Consider the following 21,230-nt stretch of genomic DNA (forward strand, 5'->3'; position numbering starts at 1 on the left):
GCATGAACAGCCAAAAGGGCGGCGGGAGCCGCCCTTTTGGTTATCTGGCTCCATCGATCTGAATTATGGGTAGTCATCAGGAATCCAAAATCATGGCAACGATAAATTATCTGGTGCGGCTCTCTGCACCTCTGATCCTGGCTCTTGGTCTGGCCTGGCTGGTGCCTGTCCAGGCTGCCACCAGCGAGGCTCCGTCCGGACTCGGCAATGCCACCTGTCTTTCTTGCCACGATGGAAAGAAGGGCAAGATCGAAGTTCCTGGCGGCGATGACACCCGGGCGCTTTATACCGTCGGCCATGATAAATATGGCAAGAGCGTCCATGGCAGGATGCAGTGCGTGGACTGCCACAGGGAAATCACCGATGCCAAGGCGTCCCACAAGAAGGCTGCAGGCGTGGCCGGGCCCAATTGCGTGGCTTGCCACCAGGGTCTGTGGGAAGCGCTACAGCAGGAAGGCAAGACCCAGGGAAAGGAGCGGATGGGGTTGGTGGTGAAGAATGTGGAGGCCTACAAGAAATCCTTCCACGCCCGTCCCGACAAGGATGACCCTTCCCGGCCCAAGGCGGTCTGCGACCAGTGTCACAACACCCATGAATTCGCTGTGCCGCCGCGGGGTTCCGTCGAGCGCACGGAATGGCACGCCACGGTACCCCAGGTCTGTGGCGAGACTTGCCATGAGGATGCCCTGGATGAGTACAGCGGGTCAGCCCATGGCAAGGCCCTTCAGGAAAAGCAGGACAAGAAGGTGGCTGTCTGTATCGATTGCCATACCGCCCATAACATTGTCAATACCTCGGGGGAGCCCTTCAAGGCCGCAGTCACCAAGAACTGCGGTGGTTGCCATGAAGAGAAGTTTGCGAGCTACAAGGACACCTATCATGGTCAGGTGAACACCCTGGGTTATGGGTATACCGCCAAGTGCTACAACTGTCACGGCAGCCACGAAATCCTCAAGGCCGATGATCCCGGGTCCAAGGTTCATCCGGATAATCTGCTGCGTACCTGCAAGCAGTGTCACAACGGCAAGAAAGATCTGCCGGAAGCCACGGCGGGCTTCGCCAGTTTCGGCGCCCATGCCACCACCCACGACTTCAAGCACTATCCCCAACTTTGGATCGCTTCCAAGTTCATGGTGGCCTTACTGATTGGCGTCTTCGCCTTCTTCTGGCTACATTCCGGACTCTGGTATTACCGGGAAGCCAAGGATCGCAAGGCGGGCAAGGCTGCGCCCCATATTCGTACAGAGGGCCTGGCCCTGGACGAGAAGAAGCACTTCCGTCGCTTCCATTGGGGCTGGCGCCTGGGCCACCTGAGTTTTGCCCTGGTGACCATGACCCTGGTCCTGACCGGAACCGCTGCCCTCTATGCGGAAAGCAGTTGGGCACCCGTGGTGGCCGGGATGTTCGGCAGTCCCCATGCCATGGGCTTGACGCATCGAGTCGCGGCGGCGCTCTTCGTCGGCATCTTCCTGATCCATTTCGTCTATGTGATGCAGAAGCTGTTGCGTGACAAGACCTTCCGCTGGTTCGGTCCCGATTCCCTGATTCCTCGCTGGAAGGATCTCAGTGACTGTGTGGGCATGTTCAAGTGGTTCGTTGGCAAGGGACCGCGGCCCCAATTCGACCGTTGGGCCTATTTCGAGAAATTCGACTACTGGGCGGTCTTCTGGGGGGTGAACATCATCGGCTGGAGTGGCTTGATGATGGCCTTCCCCCATGTGACGGCAAGCTATCTGCCGGGCTGGGTCTTCAACGTGATCATGCTGGTGCACGGTGAGGAAGCCTTCCTGGCGGCGGTCTTCCTCTTCACGGTGCACTTCTTCAACAACCACTTCCGGCCCGACAAGCTGCCGCCGCCGGACGTGGTGATGTTCACCGGTACCCAGTCCCTGGAGGAGTTCCGTCGTGATCATCCGGCCCAGTATCAGCGGCTGGTGGAGAGCGGTGAACTGGAGAAACATCTGGTGGATGCGCCGTCCTTGGTCATGACCCTGGGTTCCAAGATCCTGGGCCTGACCCTGATCACCATCGGTCTTGGCCTGCTGGTGTTGGTCGCTATCGGCTTCATGGGTCACTGAACCCTGCATGTTCCGCCTGCCAGCGGCCCGCCCTGTCAATCGATGGGGCGGGCCGTTGGCATTTGTGGGGCCCTGTTTTTCGTCCGCACGGGACGGTTGTTTCCCACTTGGCCGTGACTTTGGTTACTATGACTAAAGTAATAGGCATTGGGCGCAGGAAACGACACGCATGCAAACGCAGTGGAAACATTGGTCGGCGCTTTATCCGGCTTGTTGGCAAACCCTGTGGGACCGGGGAGGAGATTTTCTCTGGCTGCTGGAACCGGATGGTCGGGTGGTGGATGGCAATCCCGCAGCGGCGGGTCTGATGGCAGGGATGCCGGTTGCCGACGCCCTTTTCTGGACCCTGCCCTGCTGGCTGGGCGCCCGCTTTTCCGGCAGCCCTCATTACCGTTTGCAGCAGGCAAGCCAGGGGGAGGTGGGGGAACTGGAGGTCTTGTTCGGGAGCGATCCCGATGAACGCCGTATCCAGCTCAGTCTTCTGCCCGTTCCGGATGCAGCAGGCGCCATTCCGTTTCTGCTGGTGGTCGGACGGGAGCTGCCCCGCCACCGTGGCAAGGAGGAAGGTTCTTCCAGGCTGTCGCTCGATATCTGTCTGGAGAACACTGGCCCGGTAGTCCTGGCGGACAGCCTGTATCAGGCCATGACACGGGCCCGCTGTGATGCATCCCTGCTGGCGGTCTGTCATCTGGACATCGATGGCTTGCGGGCTGTCCGGGAAAGCCTGGGGAAGCGGGTTGGCACCCCACTGCTGCTGGCCGCGGCACAACGCCTGCGGGAGGTACTGCGGGGAGGGGACACCGTGGTTCGCCGAGGGGACGACGAGTTTGTTCTGCTGGTGGGGGACTTGTGCCAATTGGGGGAACTGGACCGGGTGATGGAGCGGGTGCTGGACATCCTGGCCCAGCCCTTCGATATCGACGGCCATTGCATACAACTCTCGGCCGCAGTTGGTGTCACGATATATCCTGATGATGACAACAGTGATGGTGAAACCCTGTTACGTCATGCCGGCGAGGCCATGGCGGCGGCCCGGGAAAGAGGCTACAACTCCTACCGCCTGTTCGACACGGCCCATACCAGGCAACCCCGTCGGCAAGCATCGGCCCGTTTGCGGGAAGCCTTGGCGGCGCAGGAATTCGAGCTGCACTATCAGCCCAAGGTTTGCCTGCGCAGCGGCCGGGTGGTGGGTACCGAGGCCCTGCTGCGTTGGCGCCATCCGGAACGGGGTCTGCTGTTGCCCGGCGAGTTCATGACTATCATCGAAGACGCGGGGCTGTGCGTCGAAGTGGGTAAATGGGTGATCGAGAATGCCCTGGCCCAAGCGGATGTTTGGCGCCGGGCGGGTACGGATCTGGCGGTCAGCGTCAATGTGTCGTCCCGACAGTTGCAGGACGCTCAGTTCATCCCCCATCTGACCGATGTCCTGAAGGCCTTTCCTCAATTGCCGAACGGGGTGCTGGAGCTGGAAATCGTCGAGTCCGCCGCCTTGCACGACATCCAGCGGGTCGGCGAGATCATCGAGCAGTGCAGGCAACTGGGGGTGAGCTTTGCCCTGGACGATTTTGGCACCGGCTATTCCTCCCTTGCCTACCTCAAGCGCCTGCCTGCGCGGACCTTGAAGATCGACCAGAGCTTCATCGTCGACCTGCTGCGCAACTCGGAAGATGTGGCGATTGTGGAAAGCATCATTGGCCTGACCCAGGCTTTCCGCCGGCAGGTGGTGGCCGAGGGCGTCGAGACCCGCGAATTGGGCGCCATGGTGTTGCGGCTGGGCTGCGATGTCGCCCAGGGCTACGGCATCGCCCGGCCCATGCGAGGGGAGTTGATGCCAGATTGGGTGCGCGCCTATCGCCCGGACCCATCCTGGGTGAGCGCCGGCACCGCGCACCGGGATAGCTGAGCGCGCCGCCTTACTTCCTGTCGGCCAGCAGGTCGTCCGGGCGTTGCGAAAAGTCCCGGCTGCTGCCATGGGCGCGGGTGAGGGTGGGAATCAGCGCAGGCTGGTAGGAATAGCAGGCGCCGCTGCGCGCCTTCATCTTTTCGTTGACTCCCGCAGGGAGGTTGTCCATGTCGAACAACAGAGAGATGGAAACGATCAGGGTGCGGCGGGCGATGGTGATCGCCTCGATCTCATCCAGGTCGCTGAGCGAGACGTCCACCCAACGCATCATGCTGCGCACGTTTTGACCGGCGCAAGGGCCCGCGGTGATCTCGTCGCCCTCCATGGGCCACTCCAGCGCCAGTTCGCCATCGCGCCGCAGCAGCAGCCGGCGCTGCCCGGAGAGAACGTGGCCGTGCGACCCCAGTTCGGTACGGAAACTGTCGTCAGTGTGAACTTCCATGTCATAAAGACGGCGAGTTGTGCCACGGGCGGCGTGGGCAATGGCCAGGCTGGCCAGATCGAACATGTGGGTGCATTGCTCGGCGCTCGGCGTATGCCGGTAGGCCGCCTGAGGGTGGGACGCCAGGGCCATGCCCACCAGCCGAGGTAGATTGCCGGCAGCTCCCGGGCATTGGGCCCAGGGGCTGCGGACGTGCGTAGTGTCTGCTTCCACGGCCAGTACCCGGCTGCCATCGTGGTGCACGATGATGCCGAAACGGTGCTGGTTGTCCTCGACGTCGGCGCGAACGCTGCGGTCGCCGGCGACAATCTGGATACGGCGACGGAGAATCTTGCTCATGGCTTGTCCTGGATCAGTTCGATGCGATAGCCATCCGGGTCCTCGACGAAGGCGATGATGGTACTGCCATGTTTCATCGGCCCCGCTTCCCTGACCACCTTGCCGCCCCGCTGACGGATAGTCGCGCAGGCGGCAGCGGCGTCCGGCACCGCCAGGGCGATATGGCCGAAGGCGTTGCCAAGTTCGTACTTTTCAACCCCGTAGTTGTAGGTCAGTTCGATCACCGCGCTGCTGCCCTCATCGGCGTAGCCGACGAAGGCAAGGGTGAACTTCCCTTCGGGATAGTCATGGCGGCGCAGCAGGCGCATGCCCAGCACCTGGGTGTAAAAGTCCAGGGACTTTTCCAGGTCACCGACCCGGAGCATGGTGTGCAAAATTCTCATGGTGTCATCGACCCCGTTGATGATGCTCGGAACGGCGAGATGGTATCCCATCGCCCCTGGCTTTGCCCCTTTTGGCCCGGGTGGCGGTTGCAGCAGGATGGGGGCAGTGTCGATATTCAGGCTACAATCCGGCCACTTTCCCATGAAGAGGAAAGGGTTTCTGGGGGGCCGATGTGTACGCCGAGGCTGGCGCAGCCATGATCAAGGGTCTGCGCATCCGTTACAAGATCATGCTCGTGGTCGGTCTGGCCGTGACCATCGGCCTGGTGGCTACCGCCTATTTCTATACCCAGCGGCAGGAGCAGGCGGTGCTGGCTCAGAACGAGCGCACCATGCAGAAGCTCACCGAGAGCGTCAGCCAGGGTTTGCAGAGCGTGATGCTGCATGGCTCGGCCGATATCGCCTCAGCCTATGCCGAGCGACTGAAAGGTGTTCCAGAAATCTCCGATTTCCGCATTCTACGGGCGAACGGCGATGAGGCTTTCCGCGACAACAAGACCATCAATGAGGTCAATGGACGACGGGGCGAGGAGGCCTTCATGCCCCGGGAAACGGAAGTCCGCATCCCTGTGCTGGCAGCGGACGACCCCCGGCTGGCCCGAGTGCTGCAAGAAAAGCAGCCCTTGCCGTTTTATACCTTCGATACCAAGGGCGTGAAGGAGCTGACCTTCCTGGCGCCGATCGAGAATCAGAGCAAGTGCTACAAGTGCCATGGCCGTGCCCGTCCGGTGCGGGGGGTGCTCAAGCTGACCACTTCCCTGTCCACCGTGGAGCGGGATGTGCTCAAGGTGCGGCACGATTCCTTGATCGTGCTGGGGCTGGCCCTGATGGGCACCATGCTGCTGACCGGCTACACGATGGGGCGTACCGTGGTGGCGCCCATCGAGGCGGTGACCGATGCCATGAGCCGCGTCTCCGGCGGCGCCCTGGAGCAGCGGGTACCCATTCATGGCAACGACGAGCTGGGCCACATGGCCATGAGCTTCAATCAGATGACTTCGGAATTGCAGGATACCTACCAGGGCTTGCAGGCCGAGCAGGACAAGCTGACCACCATCATTTTCGGCGCCGGGGAGGGCATCGTGGTCACCGACAGCGATGGTGCCATCGTGTTGGTGAATCCTGCCGCCGAGCGTCTGATACAAAAATCCCGGGAGCGGATCATCAAGGAGGGCTTCGACGATCTGCTCGACGACCCGGTCAGCATGCGCCGCTGGTTGGCAGATCGCGAGAACCGGGGGCCGATCAGCGTGTTGTACAAGGCGCAGGTGCTCAACGTCTATGTCTCCACGATCCATGTGGAGGACGGCCATGTGGTGGGGTCGGCCTGTCTGTTGCGTGACGTCACCGAGGAAAAACGCCTGGAGGAGGAACTCAGGCGCCTGTCCACCACCGACGGTCTGACCGGACTGTTCAATCGCCGCTACCTGGACGACACCCTGCGCCGGGAGTTCGAGCGTTCCCGGCGTACCGGTGCCCCCCTGTCAGTGGTCATGTTCGATGTGGATCACTTCAAGAAATTCAACGATACCCATGGCCATGACCAGGGAGACCGGGTGTTGCGGGCGGTGGCCACATGCCTGCGTGAGGCCTTGCGCAAGTACGACAGCCCCTGCCGTTACGGTGGCGAGGAGTTCGTTGGCATCCTGCCTGATACCACCATGGAAGCCGCCCTGGCCGTGGCTGAGCGCCTGCGCCAGGATGTGGAAACAATGCGTGTGGACGGCCTGCAGGTGACCATCAGCCTGGGGGTGGCGGGTCTTCCCCGGCTGGCAGCGGGTAGCGCCGAGGAACTGATCGAGCTGGCCGATGCCGCCCTGTATCAGTCCAAGCACCAGGGGCGCAATCGCACCACGTTGGCGACGCTTAGCAAGGGAGATGCCCCATGAGCGCCCCGCACGGCCGCCCGAAGGGGCGCAAGACGCAGCCCGGAGCCGCAACGCGGCGAACCGTCGTCCCCCACTCCCGCGGGGAGGGGGCCGGGGGGAGGGGCGGTTCCCGCGCCCCGTACGGCCGCCCGAAGGGGCGCAAGACACAGCCCGGAGCCACAACGCGGCGAACCGTCGTCACCCCCTCCCTTGGGGAGGGGGTTGGGGGGAGGGTAGTCCAGTGAGATTGCGGACCCTGCGCCACAAGCTTCTGCTGACGGTCGGCATCGCCCTGGCCCTGGCCTTTTCCGGTGTTGCCTACTTCTATACCAGTTACCAGGAAAAAATGATCCTGACCGACTACGAGCGCTCCCTGCAGCGGGTCACCAACTCGGTGACCAAGGGGTTGGAGTCGGTGATGCTGGAAGGTCACGCCGAGATCATGCGGGAGTATTCCAAGCGTCTACGGGCCTTGCGGGATGTCAGTGAGTTCGTCATTCTGCGCGCCGACGGCAGCGAAGCCTTTCGGGACAATGCCACGGTGTCCCGGGTCAATGAAAGGCTGGGAGCCGAGAACTTCCCCCTCTATCCTCAGCCCGTCATCCGGAAGAATCTGGATCCGGCCGATGCGGAATTCCAGCGGGCGCTGCTGACCCTGGAAGCCACCGCACGGGAAATCACGGACAGCAAGGGGCAACGCCAGTTCATCTTCTTCGATCCGATCCCCACCGGGCCGGGATGCCAGCGCTGCCATGGCAGTGATGAGCGGGTCCGGGGGGTGATCAAGGTGACATCGAGCCTGGCCGGCGTCGAAGCGGCGATCTTCCGGGTGCGTCTGCAATCGATGCTGATCATCACCCTGGCGATGGCTCTGACCATGGCGGTGACCGGCTATATGCTGGGGCGCTCGGTGGTGCATCCCATCGAGGCGATCACACGGGCCATGAAGCGGATTTTGTCGGGGGATATCGGCTCCACGGTGCCCTTGCAGGGGGGCGGCGAAATCCGCCAGATGGCGGAGAGTTTCAATCAGATGACTGCCAGCCTGAAGCTGGGCTATGACCTGCTGGTGCGGGAGCGGGAAAAACTGACCACCATCATTCATGCGGCCCGGGAAGCCATTGTGGTCACCGACGCGGCCGGATCGATCGTCCTCATCAACCCCGCCGCGGCCGAGCTGCTGGGCAAGACCGAGGCCAACATCCGCGACGAGGGCTTCCTGCACCTGCTCGACAACCCGGAACTGATGGAGCGCCTGCTGGCGGGCGCGGGCCAGGCTGGGCACACAGAGACTGTGGCCTACCGGGATCGGGTGGTGCTGGTTTCTGCCGCCTCCATCAAGGACGAAGGCGGGCGGCCCCTGGGTTCGGCGGCCCTGATCCGCGATGTCACTGACGAAAAACGCATGATCGAGGAACTGCGCCGCGTCTCCATCACCGATGCCCTGACCGGAGTTTTCAATCGCCGCCACATGGATACCACCCTGAGTACCGAGTTCGGCCGCGTCCAACGCTCCGGCAAGCCCCTCTCAGTGTTGCTGTTCGATATCGACCACTTCAAGAAATTCAACGACACCCATGGTCATGACCAGGGGGACCGGGTGCTTCAGGCCGTTGGGCAGGCGATGAAAGCGGTGGTGCGCAAGTACGACACGCCCTGCCGTTACGGTGGGGAGGAGTTTGTGATCATCCTGCCGGAAGCCGACCGGGCCGGTGCCCTCAGCGTCGGTGAGCGCCTGCGGCGGGATGTCGAGGCCATGCTGGTCGATGGCCTTCATGTCACCATCAGCCTGGGCGCCGCCACCTTTCCTGAGCTCGCGCTGAGCAAGGCGGAGCAGTTGGTCGAGGCGGCGGATGCCGCCCTCTATCAAGCCAAGGAGGAGGGGCGCAACCGGTTGGTGGTGGCCGAGGGGCCGGCTACCTGAGGGCGGAAAAATCGAAGGACAGGGGCTCGGACACGCTCTTGTTCTCGTCGTCGGCCCGATTGAATATGGCGATCTGGCCGAGAAGCCTCTGGCCGGGTTTGAACACCGCGTCATCACCATTGCCGGTGTTGAGCCGGCGCGAGAACTCCAGATTCCAGTAGCCTCCCTTCCAGGCGCCCCTGGCGGCCACGTCGGCGATACTGCCCGCAGCGCTGCCGGTCATCTCGAAGGAAGGCAGCCGACTCGCCCCCTGGGTCCTGGGCGGGCGCAGGGGACGGTAAATGGGGCTGCCCCCATCCCGGTTCTTCTTGATGTAGACGATGCCGCTGCCGGGTATTTCGAACTCGGCCGCGTCCTCAATGGGTTGGCCCGATATCTGGTGGGTCCAGTCCTCTGCCAACCCGGCCGGATTGGTGCGGGCGGCGGACCAGAGCCAGACATCCACCTTGTAGGTCTTGCCGGCCAGCATGCTGCGGTCGAAATCGCCCCCCAGGTGGAAGCGGATGGCGGCCATGTCATCGCGTTTGCTGGATTCGATGTACTTGCTGCCCTGCCATTCCCAGCCCTTGTACTCGGTATCTGCCGTCGGGTCCGGCCAGCGCAGGGCGAGGAACAGCCGATCCTGGTAGATCCCGGCCTTCAACTGCACCGTCAGGCTACCGGTGACATTCTTTTCCTCGGCATTGAGGCCGAAGCGGACCCGGTCAGCAGTTGCCACGGCGGGCTTCACCGGCACTTTGATCCAGCCGCCAGTGCCCCAGTCGGTCAGCTTGCCATCGACGACAGGCTCCGCGGCGAGAGGGATCACCGGAATCGATTGAGGCGCTTCCGACGCCAGGACGACAGCGCTGCTCAGGCCCAGCAGGATCGGCACAATCCGCATCAATCTCACTCGATGGTGATCCGGCCTTCCATACCCTGCTGCCGGTGGTCGTCGATGGTGCAATAGACCACGTAGCTGCCTTTGTTCACCGGGATCAGATAGAGGTCGAGCTGTCCCTTCTTCAGGATCTCCACGGCACTGAAGTAAGGTGCCTTGATCTCTGCCTGCTTGTTGACCATCACCTTGCGCCAGGCCACGTTCTGAAAGAACTCGGGCGCCGTGTAGTAATGATCCTTGTCGCCCTCATTCTTGAGTTCGATCTTGTAGGGCTTGCCGGCTTTGAGGGTGAGGTCCTGGGGCGTGTAATGGTGCTCGCCCATAACGACGGTGATGGTCTCCATGGCCTTCCAGTCGGCGGCCTTGACCAGCTCGGCGGCATTGGGTACCGGCGTGGCCTGGGCCAGGGCGACGACTGGTGTCAGCATCAGTACAAGAACTGCAGCAAGGGTGCGCATCAAGCTCTCCTCTCCAATAGTCATGTTACGGAAAGGGATTATCCATCAGTTGATCACGGGAGTGTCTAGACGATGGGAATTTCCGCACCGCGCCGCTTGAGTTCGGCCCGGCGTTCCCGCCATTCGGGGCAGCCTCGGGCCACCTCGGCCCAGAAGCGGGGGCTGTGATTCATCTCCCGCAGGTGGGCCAGCTCATGGACCGCCACGTAGTCCACCAGGTCCAGGGGCAGGTGGATCAAACGCCAGTTGAGGCGAATGCCCGTCAGCAGGCTGCAACTGCCCCAGCGGGCGCGGGCCGAGGAGAGGCTGAGGGGCGGCGGATGATCGTGGCCCATGGCGTGGGCGAAGAGGGTCAGGCGCTCGGCGAAGACTTCCAGGGCGCGGGCCTTGAGGGCGCGCCGGGCCAGTTCATCCAGGTCGGCGTCCTTCCTGGCGGCCAGTTCCAGCCACTCCTCGCGCCAGTGGAAGCGATTGGCGCCGGACGAGACCCGAACCTCCACCTCGCCCCCGAGCAGGGGCAGTCGCTGGCCGTCGCGGATGGCGAGCTGGCGCAGCCCCTGGCGGCTGGCGAATTCGTCGAGCTTGGCGATGACCCAATCGCCGTGGTCCAGGATGAAGGCCTCGATCTCCGTCAGGGGCATGGCACGGGGAGAACCGACCCGCAGGCCTCGTTCGTCGATGTGCATGGTCAGGCGCCGCCGTCCGCCCTGGCGCAGTTCATAGGCGATCGCCCGGCCGCACAGCAGCACGTGGCGCATGCGGGGGGCTGGCTTGGCGGGGGGGAGCTGCTGGAACAGCAGGAGTTGTTCGGGCAGGCTCACGCGAGGCTGAAGAGATCGGGGGTGGTCATGGGGTGCGCCAGGGTGGCGACGACCCGTGCAATGACCTGTTCGATGACTGCCGGCGCCTGTTCGATCAGGCGCCAATGACAACGGATACCTTTCGCTTCCGACTGGGCCCAACTACCCCGGGCGGCGAAGGACAGATGCAGGATCGGCAGGGGACAGCCCTGGCGTTCGGCCTGGCGGGCGATGGTCGCCGCCAGGATGCGTTTGGCTTCGCTGCGCAGCCAGGCCTCGGCGGCGTCGCGCACTTGGCGCGCGCTGGCCTCCGGCGGCAGGGGCAGGTGCAGCACCTGGCCTTCGAGGCGGGCCTGCTTGCGGTCGGTGGCCAGCTTCAGGGTGAGGGCGCTGCCCAGATAGGCCAGGACCGCGCCTTCGTGCCAGCGTTCGTCGGGATCCTGGGCTGCGGTGTCAAGACGCAGCGCGAACTGGGGATTACGCGTTTTCATGGGCATAGAGATGGGGGCTGATGTGGCGCATTTCGGCTTCGATCCAGGCTTCCGCCTGCTGGTTGATTTCATCGACTCGCCGGCCCGCCGGGTCGATGGCGGGGCCGATGCTGACGGTGACGGTGCCGGATTTCTTGAAAAAGGCGTTCTTGCCCCAGACCTCCCCCGAATTGAGGGCCACGGGGATCACCGGGGCGGCGGCGGCATGGGCCAGAAAGGCGCCTCCCGGTTGGTAGCGGTGCCTGTCACCGGGGTTGACCCGGGTGCCTTCCGGGAAAATTGCCACGGAATAGCCGTCATCAAGGCGCTGTTTGCCTACGGACAACAGTTGGCGCAGGGCTTTCTTGCCGGCGTTGCGGTCGATGCTGATCATCGGTGTCAGGGCCAGGGCCCAGCCGAAGAAAGGCAACCAGATGATTTCCTTCTTCCAGACAAAGACCAGATCCCGGAAGACGGCCTGGAGCACGATGGTCTCCCAGGCCGACTGATGCTTGGCCAGCACCACCACGGAGCGAGGCGGGATGTTCTCCCGTCCCAGCACTCGGCTGCGGATACCCAGCAGGTGCTCGATCAGCCAGATCGCGGTGTACACCCAGGGTTGCACCAGGCGCAGCCGGGTGCGGTGGGGCAACCAGAAGCACAGCAGCAGCAGCAGGGTGAAGGGTGGGGTCAGCAAGGCCAGGGCGGCCAGGAACAGGGTGGAACGCAGGGCGGTGATCATGAGGTGGTGATGTGGGCGACAGCGGCGGCCAGGTCGGGGAACACCAGGGTATTGTTCGGCAGGGCTGGATCGAGCCGGGTCTTGTGCCCCTTGCCGGTGAGCACCAGCATGGGTTGGGCGCCCACGCTGACCGCTGCCTGCAGGTCCCGCAGGGAATCACCCACTGCCGGTACGTCGGTGAGGTCGGCATTGTAGCGGGCCGCGATTTCTTCCAGCATGCCGGCCCTGGGTTTGCGGCAGTCGCACTGGTCGACGTTGGTGTGGGGGCAGAAAAAGATGGCGTCAATGCGCCCCCCCGCCTGGTGCACGGTGCGTATCATCTTTTCGTGGATGGCGTTGAGGGTGTCCATCTCGAACAGGCCACGGCCTACGCCGGACTGGTTGGTGGCCACCACCACCCGATAGCCCCACTGGTTGAGGCGGGCGATGGCCTCGGGGCTGCCGGGAATGGGAACCCATTCATCTGGAGACTTGATGAACTGGTCCGAGTCGAAATTGATGACGCCGTCGCGATCGAGAATGACGAGTTTCATTTTTCTGATCAATACCGGGTGATGCATGAGGGGCAAGGACCGGCCAGGACCTCAGGGGGCGTTGCCAATGGTGCTTGATGATTCAGGCAGTCGAGGGAGAAAGAAAGGTGGTTTTTAGTCCTCACTCCTGGCTCCCCCGATGGCTCCTCATAGTCTGGAAATATCCGCCACTTGATTCATCAGAGCCGCCAACTGGTGCAGCAGGGCCAGTCGGTTGGCGCGGATCAGAGGCTCCTCGGCATTCACCATTACATCGTCGAAGAAGTTATCTACCGCGCCTCTCAGGCCGGCCAGGACGGTCAGGGCGCCGCTGTAATCGCCATTGGTCACCTGGGAATGGACTTGGGGCCCAATGGCCGTAACTTGGGCGAAGAGGGCTTTTTCCGCAGCTTCCTGCAACAGGGCGACATCCACTTCCCGGGCCGAGCCTTCCGCCTTCTTCAGGATGTTGACGATGCGTTTGTTGGCAGCGGCCAGGGCTTCCGCCTCGGGCAGAGCGACGAAGGCCTTCACTGCCGCCAGCTTGGCCGGCACGGTATCGATGCGGGTGGGCATCAGGGCCAGCACTGCCTCCACCAGGCGCTGATCGTGGCCGGCATCCTTCAACAGGTTGCGCAGCCGTTCCAGCATGAAGTCCAGCAACTGGACCTCGAAGCTGGTGGCGAGGAGTCCGGCGGGAAAGGTGGCGGCGGCATCATTGATCAGTTCCGCCAGATCCAGGGGCAGGGGCGACTCCATCAGGATGCGCAGCACGCCCAGGGCGGCCCGGCGCAGACCGAAGGGGTCCTTGTCGCCGGTGGGAATCTGGCCGATGCCGAAGAAGGCCACCAGGGCGTCCAGCTTGTCGGCCAGGGCCACCGCGGCGGCGATGTTGCCGACGGGCAGCGTGTCGCCGTTGAAGCGGGGTTTGTAGTGGGCCTCGATGGCCTCGGCCACGGCGGGAGCTTCGCCATCATGGGCGGCGTAATAGCGGCCCATGATGCCTTGCAGCTCGGGAAATTCCCCCACCATGTCGCTGACCAGATCGGCCTTGGCCAGCAGGGCGGCCCGTTCGGCCTGGACGCTGTCCACATTGAGGCGCCGGGCGATGGTGCCGGAGAGCTTCACCAAGCGCTCTACCCGCTCCCCCTGGCTGCCCAGCTTGTTGTGATAGACCACTTTGGACAGCTTCTCGACCCGGTTGGCAAGCGGCGTCTTGCGGTCGGTCTCGAAGAAGAACTTGGCGTCGGCCAGACGGGGGCGCACCACCCGGGCGTTGCCCTCGACGATGTTGGTCGGGTCGGCCACGGCCATGTTGGACACCACCAGGAAGCGATTGGTCAGCTTGCCGGCGGCATCCATCAGGGGGAAGTATTTCTGGTTGGCCTTCATGGTCAGGATCAGGCATTCCTGGGGCACGGCGAGGAATTCGGCCTCGAAGCCGGCCTCGTAGACCGTGGGATGCTCCACCAGGGCGGTGACTTCATCGAGCAGGGCTTCGTCCTTGAGCCAGGTTAGATTGCGCTTCGCGGCGGCCTGGTCCAGTTGTTTCCGGATCATGGCGCGACGCTGGTCGAAGCCGGCTACCACCATGCCCTGCTCCAGCAGGGTCGGGGCATAGTCATCGGCGCTGCCGATCTCGATGGCGCCCCCTGGTCCCATGAAGCGGTGGCCCCGTGTGGCGCGGCCGCTGTCCAGCCCCAGCACGCTGCCGGGAACGATGGCGGAGCCATGCAGCATCACCAGGCCATGGACCGGGCGGACGAACTGTATTTCCGAGGCACCCCAGCGCATCAGCTTGGCGACGGGGAGTTTTTTCAGGGCGGCCTCGACAAAGCCGGCCAGGTGGACGGAGAGCGCTTCGCCGGTCTTGGCCTGACGGGCGACGAAATATTCGGCCTTGCCGTCGTTGAGTTTTTCCAATTGCTCAAAGCTCACGCCGGCGGAGCGCATGAAGCCTTCCAGGGCCTTGGTGGGTTTGCCTGCGGCATCCACGCCGGAAGTCACGGCGGGTCCTTTCTTCTCGATCACCCGGTCGGGCTGGGTGGTCAACACGTCGGCGAATTGCAGGGCCAGGCGACGCGGCGTGGCGAACCAGCGGCCTTCGGTGGCGGCCTCGATGAAGCCAGCTTCGAACAGGGACTTTTGTACCTGATCGTAAAAGGCCTGGGCCAGCCTGGCCAGGGATTTGGGGGGCAGTTCCTCGGTGAGGAGCTCGATCAGCAGCGTCTGTTTCATGTCACATCCAGTGTGAAATCAGCTTTCCCGCCGGGCTGCCCCAAGGGAAAGCGACACGCGGCGCCAGCCGCAGATTGTTCGGTGTTGCCACGAAGCGCCCCGTGACATTGAGCGCGGCGAGCCGGATCGAACCCCCCGGAGGGGGGCGAAGGGGGGCGAGCGTTTTCATGATGCGAAGTGTTGTTTCTCGCATCATGAAGCTTGGGCGCACATGGGGAAGCCGAGACGTTCCCGTGAATCGTAATAGGCCTGGGCCACTTCCCGGGCCAGGGCTCGGACGCGGCCGATGTAGGCGGCCCGTTCGGTGACGGATATGGCGCCTCGGGCATCCAGCAGGTTGAAGGTGTGGGAAGCCTTCATCACCATTTCGAAGCCGGGCAGGGGCAGGTTCAGGCCCATCAGGCGCTTGGCCTCGGACTCAAATTTGGAAAACTGGGAGAACAGCCAGGCCACGTCCGAGTGTTCGAAGTTGTAGGTGGATTGCTCCACCTCGTTCTGGTGATAGACATCGCCGTAGGTGACACCGGGCGCCCACACCAGGTCGTAGACGTTCTCCACGCCCTGGAGGTACATGGCCAGGCGCTCGATGCCGTAGGTGATTTCCCCCAGCACCGGCTTGCAGGGGAGCGACCCCACTTCCTGGAAGTAGGTGAACTGGGTTACCTCCATGCCGTTCAGCCACACTTCCCAGCCCAGGCCCCAGGCTCCCAGGGTCGGGCTTTCCCAGTCGTCCTCGACGAAGCGGATGTCATGCTCGGCGGTGTCGATACCCAGGGCACGCAGGGAGTCCAGGTACAGGTCCTGGATATTTGGCGGGTTCGGCTTCAGCACCACCTGATACTGGTAGTAGTGCTGGAGCCGGTTGGGGTTCTCGCCGTAACGTCCGTCCTTGGGCCGGCGCGAGGGCTGCACGTAGGCGGCGCGCCAGGGTTCGGGGCCGATGGCGCGGAGGAAGGTGGCGGTATGGAAGGTGCCGGCCCCCACTTCGATGTCGTAGGGCTGGAGCAGGACGCAGCCCTGCTGGTCCCAGTAATTCTGGAGACGGAGGATGACCTCCTGGAAGGTGGGTTTGACTGACATTTGGGATGGGATCAGCTGAGGCTGGAGAATTGCTCAAAGGCAGGATTTTACAGGGATTCGTCGGCAAGACCGACAGGCCCGGGGAAGCTCGCTCAGGAGAAGCGCGAGAAGTCCGCGGCCCGCTTCTCGAAAAAGGCCGCCACGGCCTCCTTCACCTCCGGGCCGCCGAGGCGGCTCATGAAGACATCGGCCTCGGCGGCCAGGGCATCGTGAATGGCTGCGGCATGGGCGCGGCGCATCAGGGCGCGGGTGTCACGAATGGCACCCGGCGGCAGGGCGGCCAGGCGCCGGGCGGCGTCGAGGGCGGCATCCCGCACCGCCGCCGCCGGCAGGGCGGCATTGGCCAGTCCCCAGTCCACCGCCTCTCGGCCGCTGTAAGTCTCTCCCAGCAGGAGCAGCCTGGCGGCGCGGACATGGCCGATGCGCTGGGGCAGCAGCAGGCTGGAGGCCAGCTCGGGCACCAGCCCCAGGCGGGTGAACGGCATGGAAAGCTTGGCATCCTCGGCCACATAAACCAGATCGCAGTGGAGCTGCAGGGTGACGCCGATGCCCACGGCGGTACCGGTGACGGCGGCCACCAGGGGTTTGCCGAAGGTTTCCACCAGATCGAGAAAGCGGGAGGTCGGCGGCACCACGCCCGGGGCGGGGGCGGAAGTGAATTCCGTCAAGTCGTTGCCTGCGCAGAAAATGCCGGGCTGGCCGGTAAACACCACCACCCGTACGGACGGGTCCACCGTGGCGGCCTCCAGGAAATCGGCCATGGCGGCATACATGGGCCCGTTGAGGGCGTTGCGCTGTTCGGGACGATTGAACTCGATGATGCCGACGCCGGCCTTGATGCTGGTCAGAATGTGCATGGTGAAAAGTCCGTGTAAGGGGGCGGGTGGTCGTGGCGGAACCTGGCGAGTGTGGAAGTCCCATTCATGACGGCACGTAGACTACAATGCCTCCGCGCCATGGATATCGTCAGCCTTACCCACCATTTCCTGATTGCCATGCCAGCCATGGCGGACCCGAACTTTTTTCGCACCCTGACCTACGTCTGCGAACACAACGCCGATGGCGCCCTGGGTGTGATCGTCAATCGCCCCACGGACATGAGCTTGGCTACGCTCTTCGAGCGGGTGGATATTCCGCTGGATGCGACGGACATCGGTGAGTTGCCGGTCTATTTCGGCGGCCCGGTGCAGACCGACCGGGGCTTCATCCTGCATCGTCCGCCGGGAGACTGGCAGTCCTCCCTGAACATTCGGGACGAGCTGGCCCTCACCAGTTCCCGGGACATCCTGTTGTCCATGGGTGCCACCGGCAAACCCGAGGATGTGCTGGTCACCCTGGGTTACGCCGGCTGGTCCGCCGGCCAACTGGAGTGGGAGCTGGCCCAGAATGCCTGGCTCACAGTCCAGGCCGACCCCCATGTGATTTTCGGCTTGCCGCCGGAGGAGCGACTCCCCGCCGCGATGCAACTCCTGGGCGTGGACTTTGCCAACCTCTCCGAGGTGGCGGGGCACGCTTGAATTGGCGGACGGCACCGTGCTTGCCTTCGACTTCGGCACCCGGCGCATCGGGGTGGCCCTGGGCGAGTCCCTGCTGGGCAGCGCCCGTCCCCTGACCACCATTGATGCCGAGGCCAATGAGGCCCGCTTCGCCGCCATCGACCGGTTGATCAAGGAATGGCAACCCACCCGGCTGGTGGTGGGTCTGCCCCTGAGTCTGGCGGGCGAGGAACATGAAATGTCCGCCCGCTGCCGCCGCTTCGCCCGGCAACTGGAAGGACGCTTCAATCTGCCCGTGACCCTGACCGACGAGCGTCTTTCCTCCGTCGAGGCGGAGGAGCGACTGAGCGCTCGCGGCCAGGACTGGAAAACCCGCAGGAAAACCCTGGACGCCGAGGCGGCCGCCATCATTTTGCAAAGTTACTTCGACGCCAAATGAACTCATCCAATCCCCAACTGAACAAGCATGGCGAGTTGCAGCACCTGCTCACCATCGAGGGCCTGCCCCGGGACGTGATTATCGGCATCCTGGATGCCGCCCGCCCCCTTACCGAACTGGCGGGCCAGGAGGAAAAGAAGCTCGCCACCCTGCGCGGCAAGAGCGTGTTCAATCTGTTCTTCGAGAACTCCACGCGCACCCGCACCACCTTCGAGATCGCCGCCAAGCGTCTGTCGGCGGATGTGATCAACCTCAATATCAACACCTCCTCCACGGCCAAGGGGGAAACCTTGCTGGACACGGTGGACAATCTGGCGGCGATGCAGGCCGACATGTTCGTGGTGCGCCATGCCACCAGCGGCGCCCCTCACCTGATGGCGCGCCATCTGGCGGCCACCCGGCAGGATCACATTCATGTGGTGAACGCCGGCGACGGCCGTCACGCCCATCCCACCCAGGCCCTGCTGGATATGTACACCATCCGCCACTTCAAGCGGGAGTTCCACAACCTGACGGTGGCCATCGTCGGCGACATCCTCCATTCCCGGGTGGCCCGCTCGCAGATCCATGCCCTGACCACCCTGGGCGTGCCGGAGATTCGTGCCATCGCTCCCAAGACCCTCTTGCCCACGGGCGTCGAGAAGATGGGGGTGCGGGTCTGCCACGACATGAAAGAAGGCCTGCGCGGTGTCGATGTGGTGATGATGCTGCGGCTCCAGAACGAACGCATGAGCGGGGCACTGTTGCCCAGCGCCCAGGAATTCTTCAAGTCCTACGGCCTCACTCCGGACAAGCTGGCCCAGGCCAAGCCCGACGCCATCGTGATGCATCCGGGGCCCATGAACCGGGGCGTGGAAATCGATTCGGCAGTGGCCGACGGGAGGCAGTCGGTGATCCTGCCCCAGGTGACATTCGGCATCGCCGTGCGCATGGCGGTGATGGGCATGCTGGCGGGGAACTGATATGAGCCCCCACGTTTGCGGCTGTGCCGCTGCTCTGTCCCCCAAGGGAGCCGCTGCCTCCCTCGTCCCACGGGGATTTCCTTCGGTCAGGGCAGCCCTTCGGGAGACACCATGAAGTTGCAAATCAAGAACGGCCGTTTCGTGGATCCGGCCAGCAAGATCGACCGCCAGGCCGACTTGTTCATCGCCGATGGCCGGGTGGTGGGCGTGGATAGCGAGCCAGCGGGCTTCGCGGAGAGCGGCACGGTGGGCACCATCGACGCCTCGGGCTGCGTGGTCTGCCCCGGTCTGGTGGATCTCTCGGCACGGCTGCGGGAGCCCGGCTTCGAGTACCGGGCCACCCTGGAGTCGGAAATGGCCGCCGCCGCCGCCGGAGGCGTCACCAGCCTGGCCTGTCCGCCGGATACCGATCCCCCCCTGGACGAGCCGGGGCTGGTGGAAATGCTCAAGCATCGTGCGCGGCTGCCGGAGTTCGCCAAGGTCTATCCCATCGGCGCCCTCACCGAGAAGCTGGGGGGCAAGCACCTGACCGAAATGGCCGAGCTGGCCGAAGCCGGTTGTGTCGCCTTTGGTCAGGCCAACATCGCCATCGTCGATACCCAGGTGCTGCTGCGGGCCATGCAGTACGCCGCCACCTTCGATTTCCCCGTCTGGCTCTCGGCCCAGGACCCCTATCTGGCCCGGGACGGCATCGCCCACGACGGCGAGGTGGCCGCGCGGCTGGGTCTGGTGGGTATCCCGGTGGCGGCCGAGACCATCGCTCTAGCCACCATCCTGGAGCTGGCACGGGTCACCGGCGCCCGGGTCCATGTGACACGGATTTCTTCCGGGGCGGCCTTGGAGATGATTACTGCGGCCCGGGACGAAGGCGTCGCCGTCACCTGCGACGTGGCGGTACATCACCTGCATTTGTGCGAGAACGATATCGGCTTCTTTGATCCCCATGCCCGCATCGATCCGCCCCTGCGGGCCCAGTCGGACCGGGATGCCTTGCGCCGGGGTCTGGCCAGCGGCGCCATTGATGCCCTCTGCTCCGATCACACCCCGGTGGACGACGATGGCAAACAACTGCCCTTCGGCGAGGCCGAACCCGGCGCCACGGGCCTGGAACTGCTGTTGCCCCTGTGTCTGAAGTGGGGACGGGAAATGAACCTACCCATTTCGACCATCCTGGCGCGGATCACTTCCGACCCGGCCCGACTGCTGGGCATCGAGGGAGGAAATCTGTCGCCGGGCGCTCCGGCCGACATCTGCATTTTCGATCCTGTCGCCTCCCTGCGGATCAGCCGCGAGTCCCTCAAGAGCCAGGGCAAGAACACGCCCTGCCTGGGTTGGGAACTCGAAGGCCGAGTGAGGTACACTCTTGTTGACGGACAGCTGTCCTACGATGGCTCGTGGGGCTGACATCAACATGCAGAGGAGAATTCGATGGGAAAGCTTGATGGCAAGGTCGCCCTGATCACCGGGGCCGGCGGCGGTATCGGCCAGGGCATGGCCCTGGCGATGGCCAAGGAAGGCGCCGACATCGCGGTGGTGGAACTCAACGCGGAGGCCGCGGCCAAGACGGTGGAACTGGTGCAGACCCTGGGCCGAAAGGCCGTTGCCATTCCGTGCAACGTCGGCATACGTGCCGAGGTGAACGCTGCTGTGGAAACCGCAGTCAGGGAACTCGGGGCGCTGGACATCCTGGTGAATAACGCCCATGCCTCCCGCCCCGGCATTCCGCTGGAAAAGGTTTCTGAGGATGACATGGCCCTATCCATGAACTCCGGCTTCTACGCCACTTGGTACATGATGCAGGCCGCCTTCCCTTATCTATCGAAAAAGGGTGGCAAGGTCATCAACTTTGGTTCAGGTGCCGGCGTTGTCGGTCAGTCCGGTCAGACCGCCTATGCGGCCGCCAAGGAAGCCATCCGGGGCATGAGCCGCGTAGCCGCAACGGAGTGGGGACGCTACAAGATCAACGTTAATGTGATCTGTCCTGCCGCCGAATCCCCCGGGGTTAGGAAGTGGAAAGAGGAAATGCCCAAGCACTATGAGGCCGTGCTGAAGACCATTCCCCTTGGCCGCTATGGCGATTGCGAGCGCGATATTGGTCGTGCTGCCGTGTTCCTGGCTTCGGAAGATTCCGACTACATCACCGGCCAGACCCTGATGGTGGACGGCGGCGCCTGTTTCGTGCGCTGACCCTCGAACCATCCGATCCATACAGAAAA

The 21,230-nt window shown here is 63.7% G+C and carries 20 protein-coding genes; 9 read left to right on the top strand and 11 right to left on the bottom strand.

Annotated features, from left to right (window positions below):
• Nucleotides 1-92: 92 nt before the first annotated feature.
• Entirely contained in the window at nucleotides 93-2,078 is a 1,986-nt protein-coding gene (locus DENOEST_RS01075; protein WP_145770119.1) for a cytochrome C, read from the top strand.
• Nucleotides 2,079-2,247: 169 nt separating this feature from the next.
• Nucleotides 2,248-3,981 carry an EAL domain-containing protein gene (locus tag DENOEST_RS01080; RefSeq protein ID WP_145770118.1) on the top strand — a complete coding sequence of 578 codons (1,734 nt, stop codon included), beginning with the start codon at nucleotides 2,248-2,250 and terminating at the stop codon, nucleotides 3,979-3,981.
• 10 nt (nucleotides 3,982-3,991) lie between these two features.
• Here the strand turns inward: DENOEST_RS01080 and DENOEST_RS01085 are convergent, their stop codons facing one another.
• Both DENOEST_RS01085 and gloA read right to left on the bottom strand, forming a co-directional pair.
• On the bottom strand, nucleotides 3,992-4,762 hold the full coding sequence (locus DENOEST_RS01085; protein ID WP_145770117.1) for a DUF2889 domain-containing protein: 771 nt from the start codon (nucleotides 4,760-4,762) through the stop codon (nucleotides 3,992-3,994).
• Nucleotides 4,759-5,145 carry a lactoylglutathione lyase gene (gloA, locus tag DENOEST_RS01090; protein ID WP_145770116.1) on the bottom strand — a complete coding sequence of 129 codons (387 nt, stop codon included), beginning with the start codon at nucleotides 5,143-5,145 and terminating at the stop codon, nucleotides 4,759-4,761. The genes DENOEST_RS01085 and gloA overlap by 4 nt, the downstream gene beginning before the upstream one ends.
• A 197-nt stretch (nucleotides 5,146-5,342) precedes the next feature.
• On the opposite strand from gloA, the gene DENOEST_RS01095 reads away from it, so the two are divergent.
• Complete coding sequence (locus tag DENOEST_RS01095; RefSeq protein ID WP_145770115.1) at nucleotides 5,343-7,034, top strand: diguanylate cyclase; 1,692 nt, start codon at nucleotides 5,343-5,345, stop codon at nucleotides 7,032-7,034.
• 220 nt (nucleotides 7,035-7,254) lie between these two features.
• Nucleotides 7,255-8,937: a diguanylate cyclase gene (locus tag DENOEST_RS01100; RefSeq protein ID WP_170228141.1), complete on the top strand. Its 1,683-nt coding sequence runs from the start codon at nucleotides 7,255-7,257 to the stop codon at nucleotides 8,935-8,937.
• Here DENOEST_RS01100 and DENOEST_RS01105 read toward each other — a convergent pair.
• The 9 genes from DENOEST_RS01105 to DENOEST_RS01145 all read right to left on the bottom strand — a co-directional run bounded on the left by DENOEST_RS01105 (nucleotide 8,930) and on the right by DENOEST_RS01145 (nucleotide 16,974).
• A complete protein-coding gene (locus DENOEST_RS01105) occupies nucleotides 8,930-9,820 on the bottom strand; it encodes an ethylbenzene dehydrogenase-related protein (RefSeq protein ID WP_197970474.1) in 891 nt (296 codons plus the stop codon). The two genes, DENOEST_RS01100 and DENOEST_RS01105, sit on opposite strands and share 8 nt — an antisense overlap.
• Before the next feature lie 5 nt (nucleotides 9,821-9,825).
• A complete protein-coding gene (locus tag DENOEST_RS01110; protein WP_145770112.1) occupies nucleotides 9,826-10,275 on the bottom strand; it encodes a cupredoxin domain-containing protein in 450 nt (149 codons plus the stop codon).
• A gap of 65 nt (nucleotides 10,276-10,340) precedes the next feature.
• On the bottom strand, nucleotides 10,341-11,096 hold the full coding sequence (locus DENOEST_RS01115) for a M48 family metallopeptidase (RefSeq protein WP_145770111.1): 756 nt from the start codon (nucleotides 11,094-11,096) through the stop codon (nucleotides 10,341-10,343).
• Nucleotides 11,093-11,566: a YgjP-like metallopeptidase domain-containing protein gene (locus DENOEST_RS01120; RefSeq protein ID WP_170228140.1), complete on the bottom strand. Its 474-nt coding sequence runs from the start codon at nucleotides 11,564-11,566 to the stop codon at nucleotides 11,093-11,095. Before DENOEST_RS01120 ends, DENOEST_RS01115 begins: the two co-directional genes overlap by 4 nt.
• Nucleotides 11,553-12,287, bottom strand: coding sequence for a lysophospholipid acyltransferase family protein (locus DENOEST_RS01125; protein WP_232096408.1), 735 nt, complete (start codon nucleotides 12,285-12,287; stop codon nucleotides 11,553-11,555). The genes DENOEST_RS01120 and DENOEST_RS01125 overlap by 14 nt, the downstream gene beginning before the upstream one ends.
• The gene (gene gmhB, locus DENOEST_RS01130) at nucleotides 12,284-12,820 is read right to left on the bottom strand and encodes a D-glycero-beta-D-manno-heptose 1,7-bisphosphate 7-phosphatase (protein ID WP_145770109.1); all 537 of its coding nucleotides are present in this window, start codon (nucleotides 12,818-12,820) and stop codon (nucleotides 12,284-12,286) included. The genes DENOEST_RS01125 and gmhB overlap by 4 nt, the downstream gene beginning before the upstream one ends.
• Nucleotides 12,821-12,967: 147 nt before the next feature.
• Nucleotides 12,968-15,037 (bottom strand): glycine--tRNA ligase subunit beta, encoded by a 2,070-nt coding sequence (gene glyS / locus DENOEST_RS01135; RefSeq protein WP_145770108.1) that lies wholly within the window; start codon nucleotides 15,035-15,037, stop codon nucleotides 12,968-12,970.
• Between the two features lie 192 nt (nucleotides 15,038-15,229).
• Nucleotides 15,230-16,117: a glycine--tRNA ligase subunit alpha gene (gene glyQ / locus DENOEST_RS01140; protein WP_145770107.1), complete on the bottom strand. Its 888-nt coding sequence runs from the start codon at nucleotides 16,115-16,117 to the stop codon at nucleotides 15,230-15,232.
• 92 nt (nucleotides 16,118-16,209) lie between these two features.
• Entirely contained in the window at nucleotides 16,210-16,974 is a 765-nt protein-coding gene (locus tag DENOEST_RS01145) for an enoyl-CoA hydratase-related protein (RefSeq protein ID WP_145770106.1), read from the bottom strand.
• 99 nt (nucleotides 16,975-17,073) lie between these two features.
• On the opposite strand from DENOEST_RS01145, the gene DENOEST_RS01150 reads away from it, so the two are divergent.
• From DENOEST_RS01150 to DENOEST_RS01170, 5 genes are all read left to right on the top strand, one after another.
• Nucleotides 17,074-17,634: a YqgE/AlgH family protein gene (locus tag DENOEST_RS01150; RefSeq protein WP_145770304.1), complete on the top strand. Its 561-nt coding sequence runs from the start codon at nucleotides 17,074-17,076 to the stop codon at nucleotides 17,632-17,634.
• Nucleotides 17,600-18,052: a Holliday junction resolvase RuvX gene (ruvX, locus tag DENOEST_RS01155; RefSeq protein ID WP_145770105.1), complete on the top strand. Its 453-nt coding sequence runs from the start codon at nucleotides 17,600-17,602 to the stop codon at nucleotides 18,050-18,052. Before DENOEST_RS01150 ends, ruvX begins: the two co-directional genes overlap by 35 nt.
• Nucleotides 18,049-19,014 (top strand): aspartate carbamoyltransferase catalytic subunit, encoded by a 966-nt coding sequence (locus DENOEST_RS01160; RefSeq protein WP_145770104.1) that lies wholly within the window; start codon nucleotides 18,049-18,051, stop codon nucleotides 19,012-19,014. The genes ruvX and DENOEST_RS01160 overlap by 4 nt, the downstream gene beginning before the upstream one ends.
• Before the next feature lie 111 nt (nucleotides 19,015-19,125).
• Complete coding sequence (locus DENOEST_RS01165; RefSeq protein WP_145770103.1) at nucleotides 19,126-20,418, top strand: dihydroorotase; 1,293 nt, start codon at nucleotides 19,126-19,128, stop codon at nucleotides 20,416-20,418.
• A 24-nt stretch (nucleotides 20,419-20,442) separates the two neighbouring features.
• The gene (locus DENOEST_RS01170) at nucleotides 20,443-21,201 is read left to right on the top strand and encodes an SDR family NAD(P)-dependent oxidoreductase (protein WP_145770102.1); all 759 of its coding nucleotides are present in this window, start codon (nucleotides 20,443-20,445) and stop codon (nucleotides 21,199-21,201) included.
• Nucleotides 21,202-21,230: the final 29 nt, after the last annotated feature.

Origin of the sequence: Denitratisoma oestradiolicum (assembly GCF_902813185.1) — a bacterium.
Classification (GTDB): Bacteria; Pseudomonadota; Gammaproteobacteria; order Burkholderiales; family Rhodocyclaceae; genus Denitratisoma; species Denitratisoma oestradiolicum.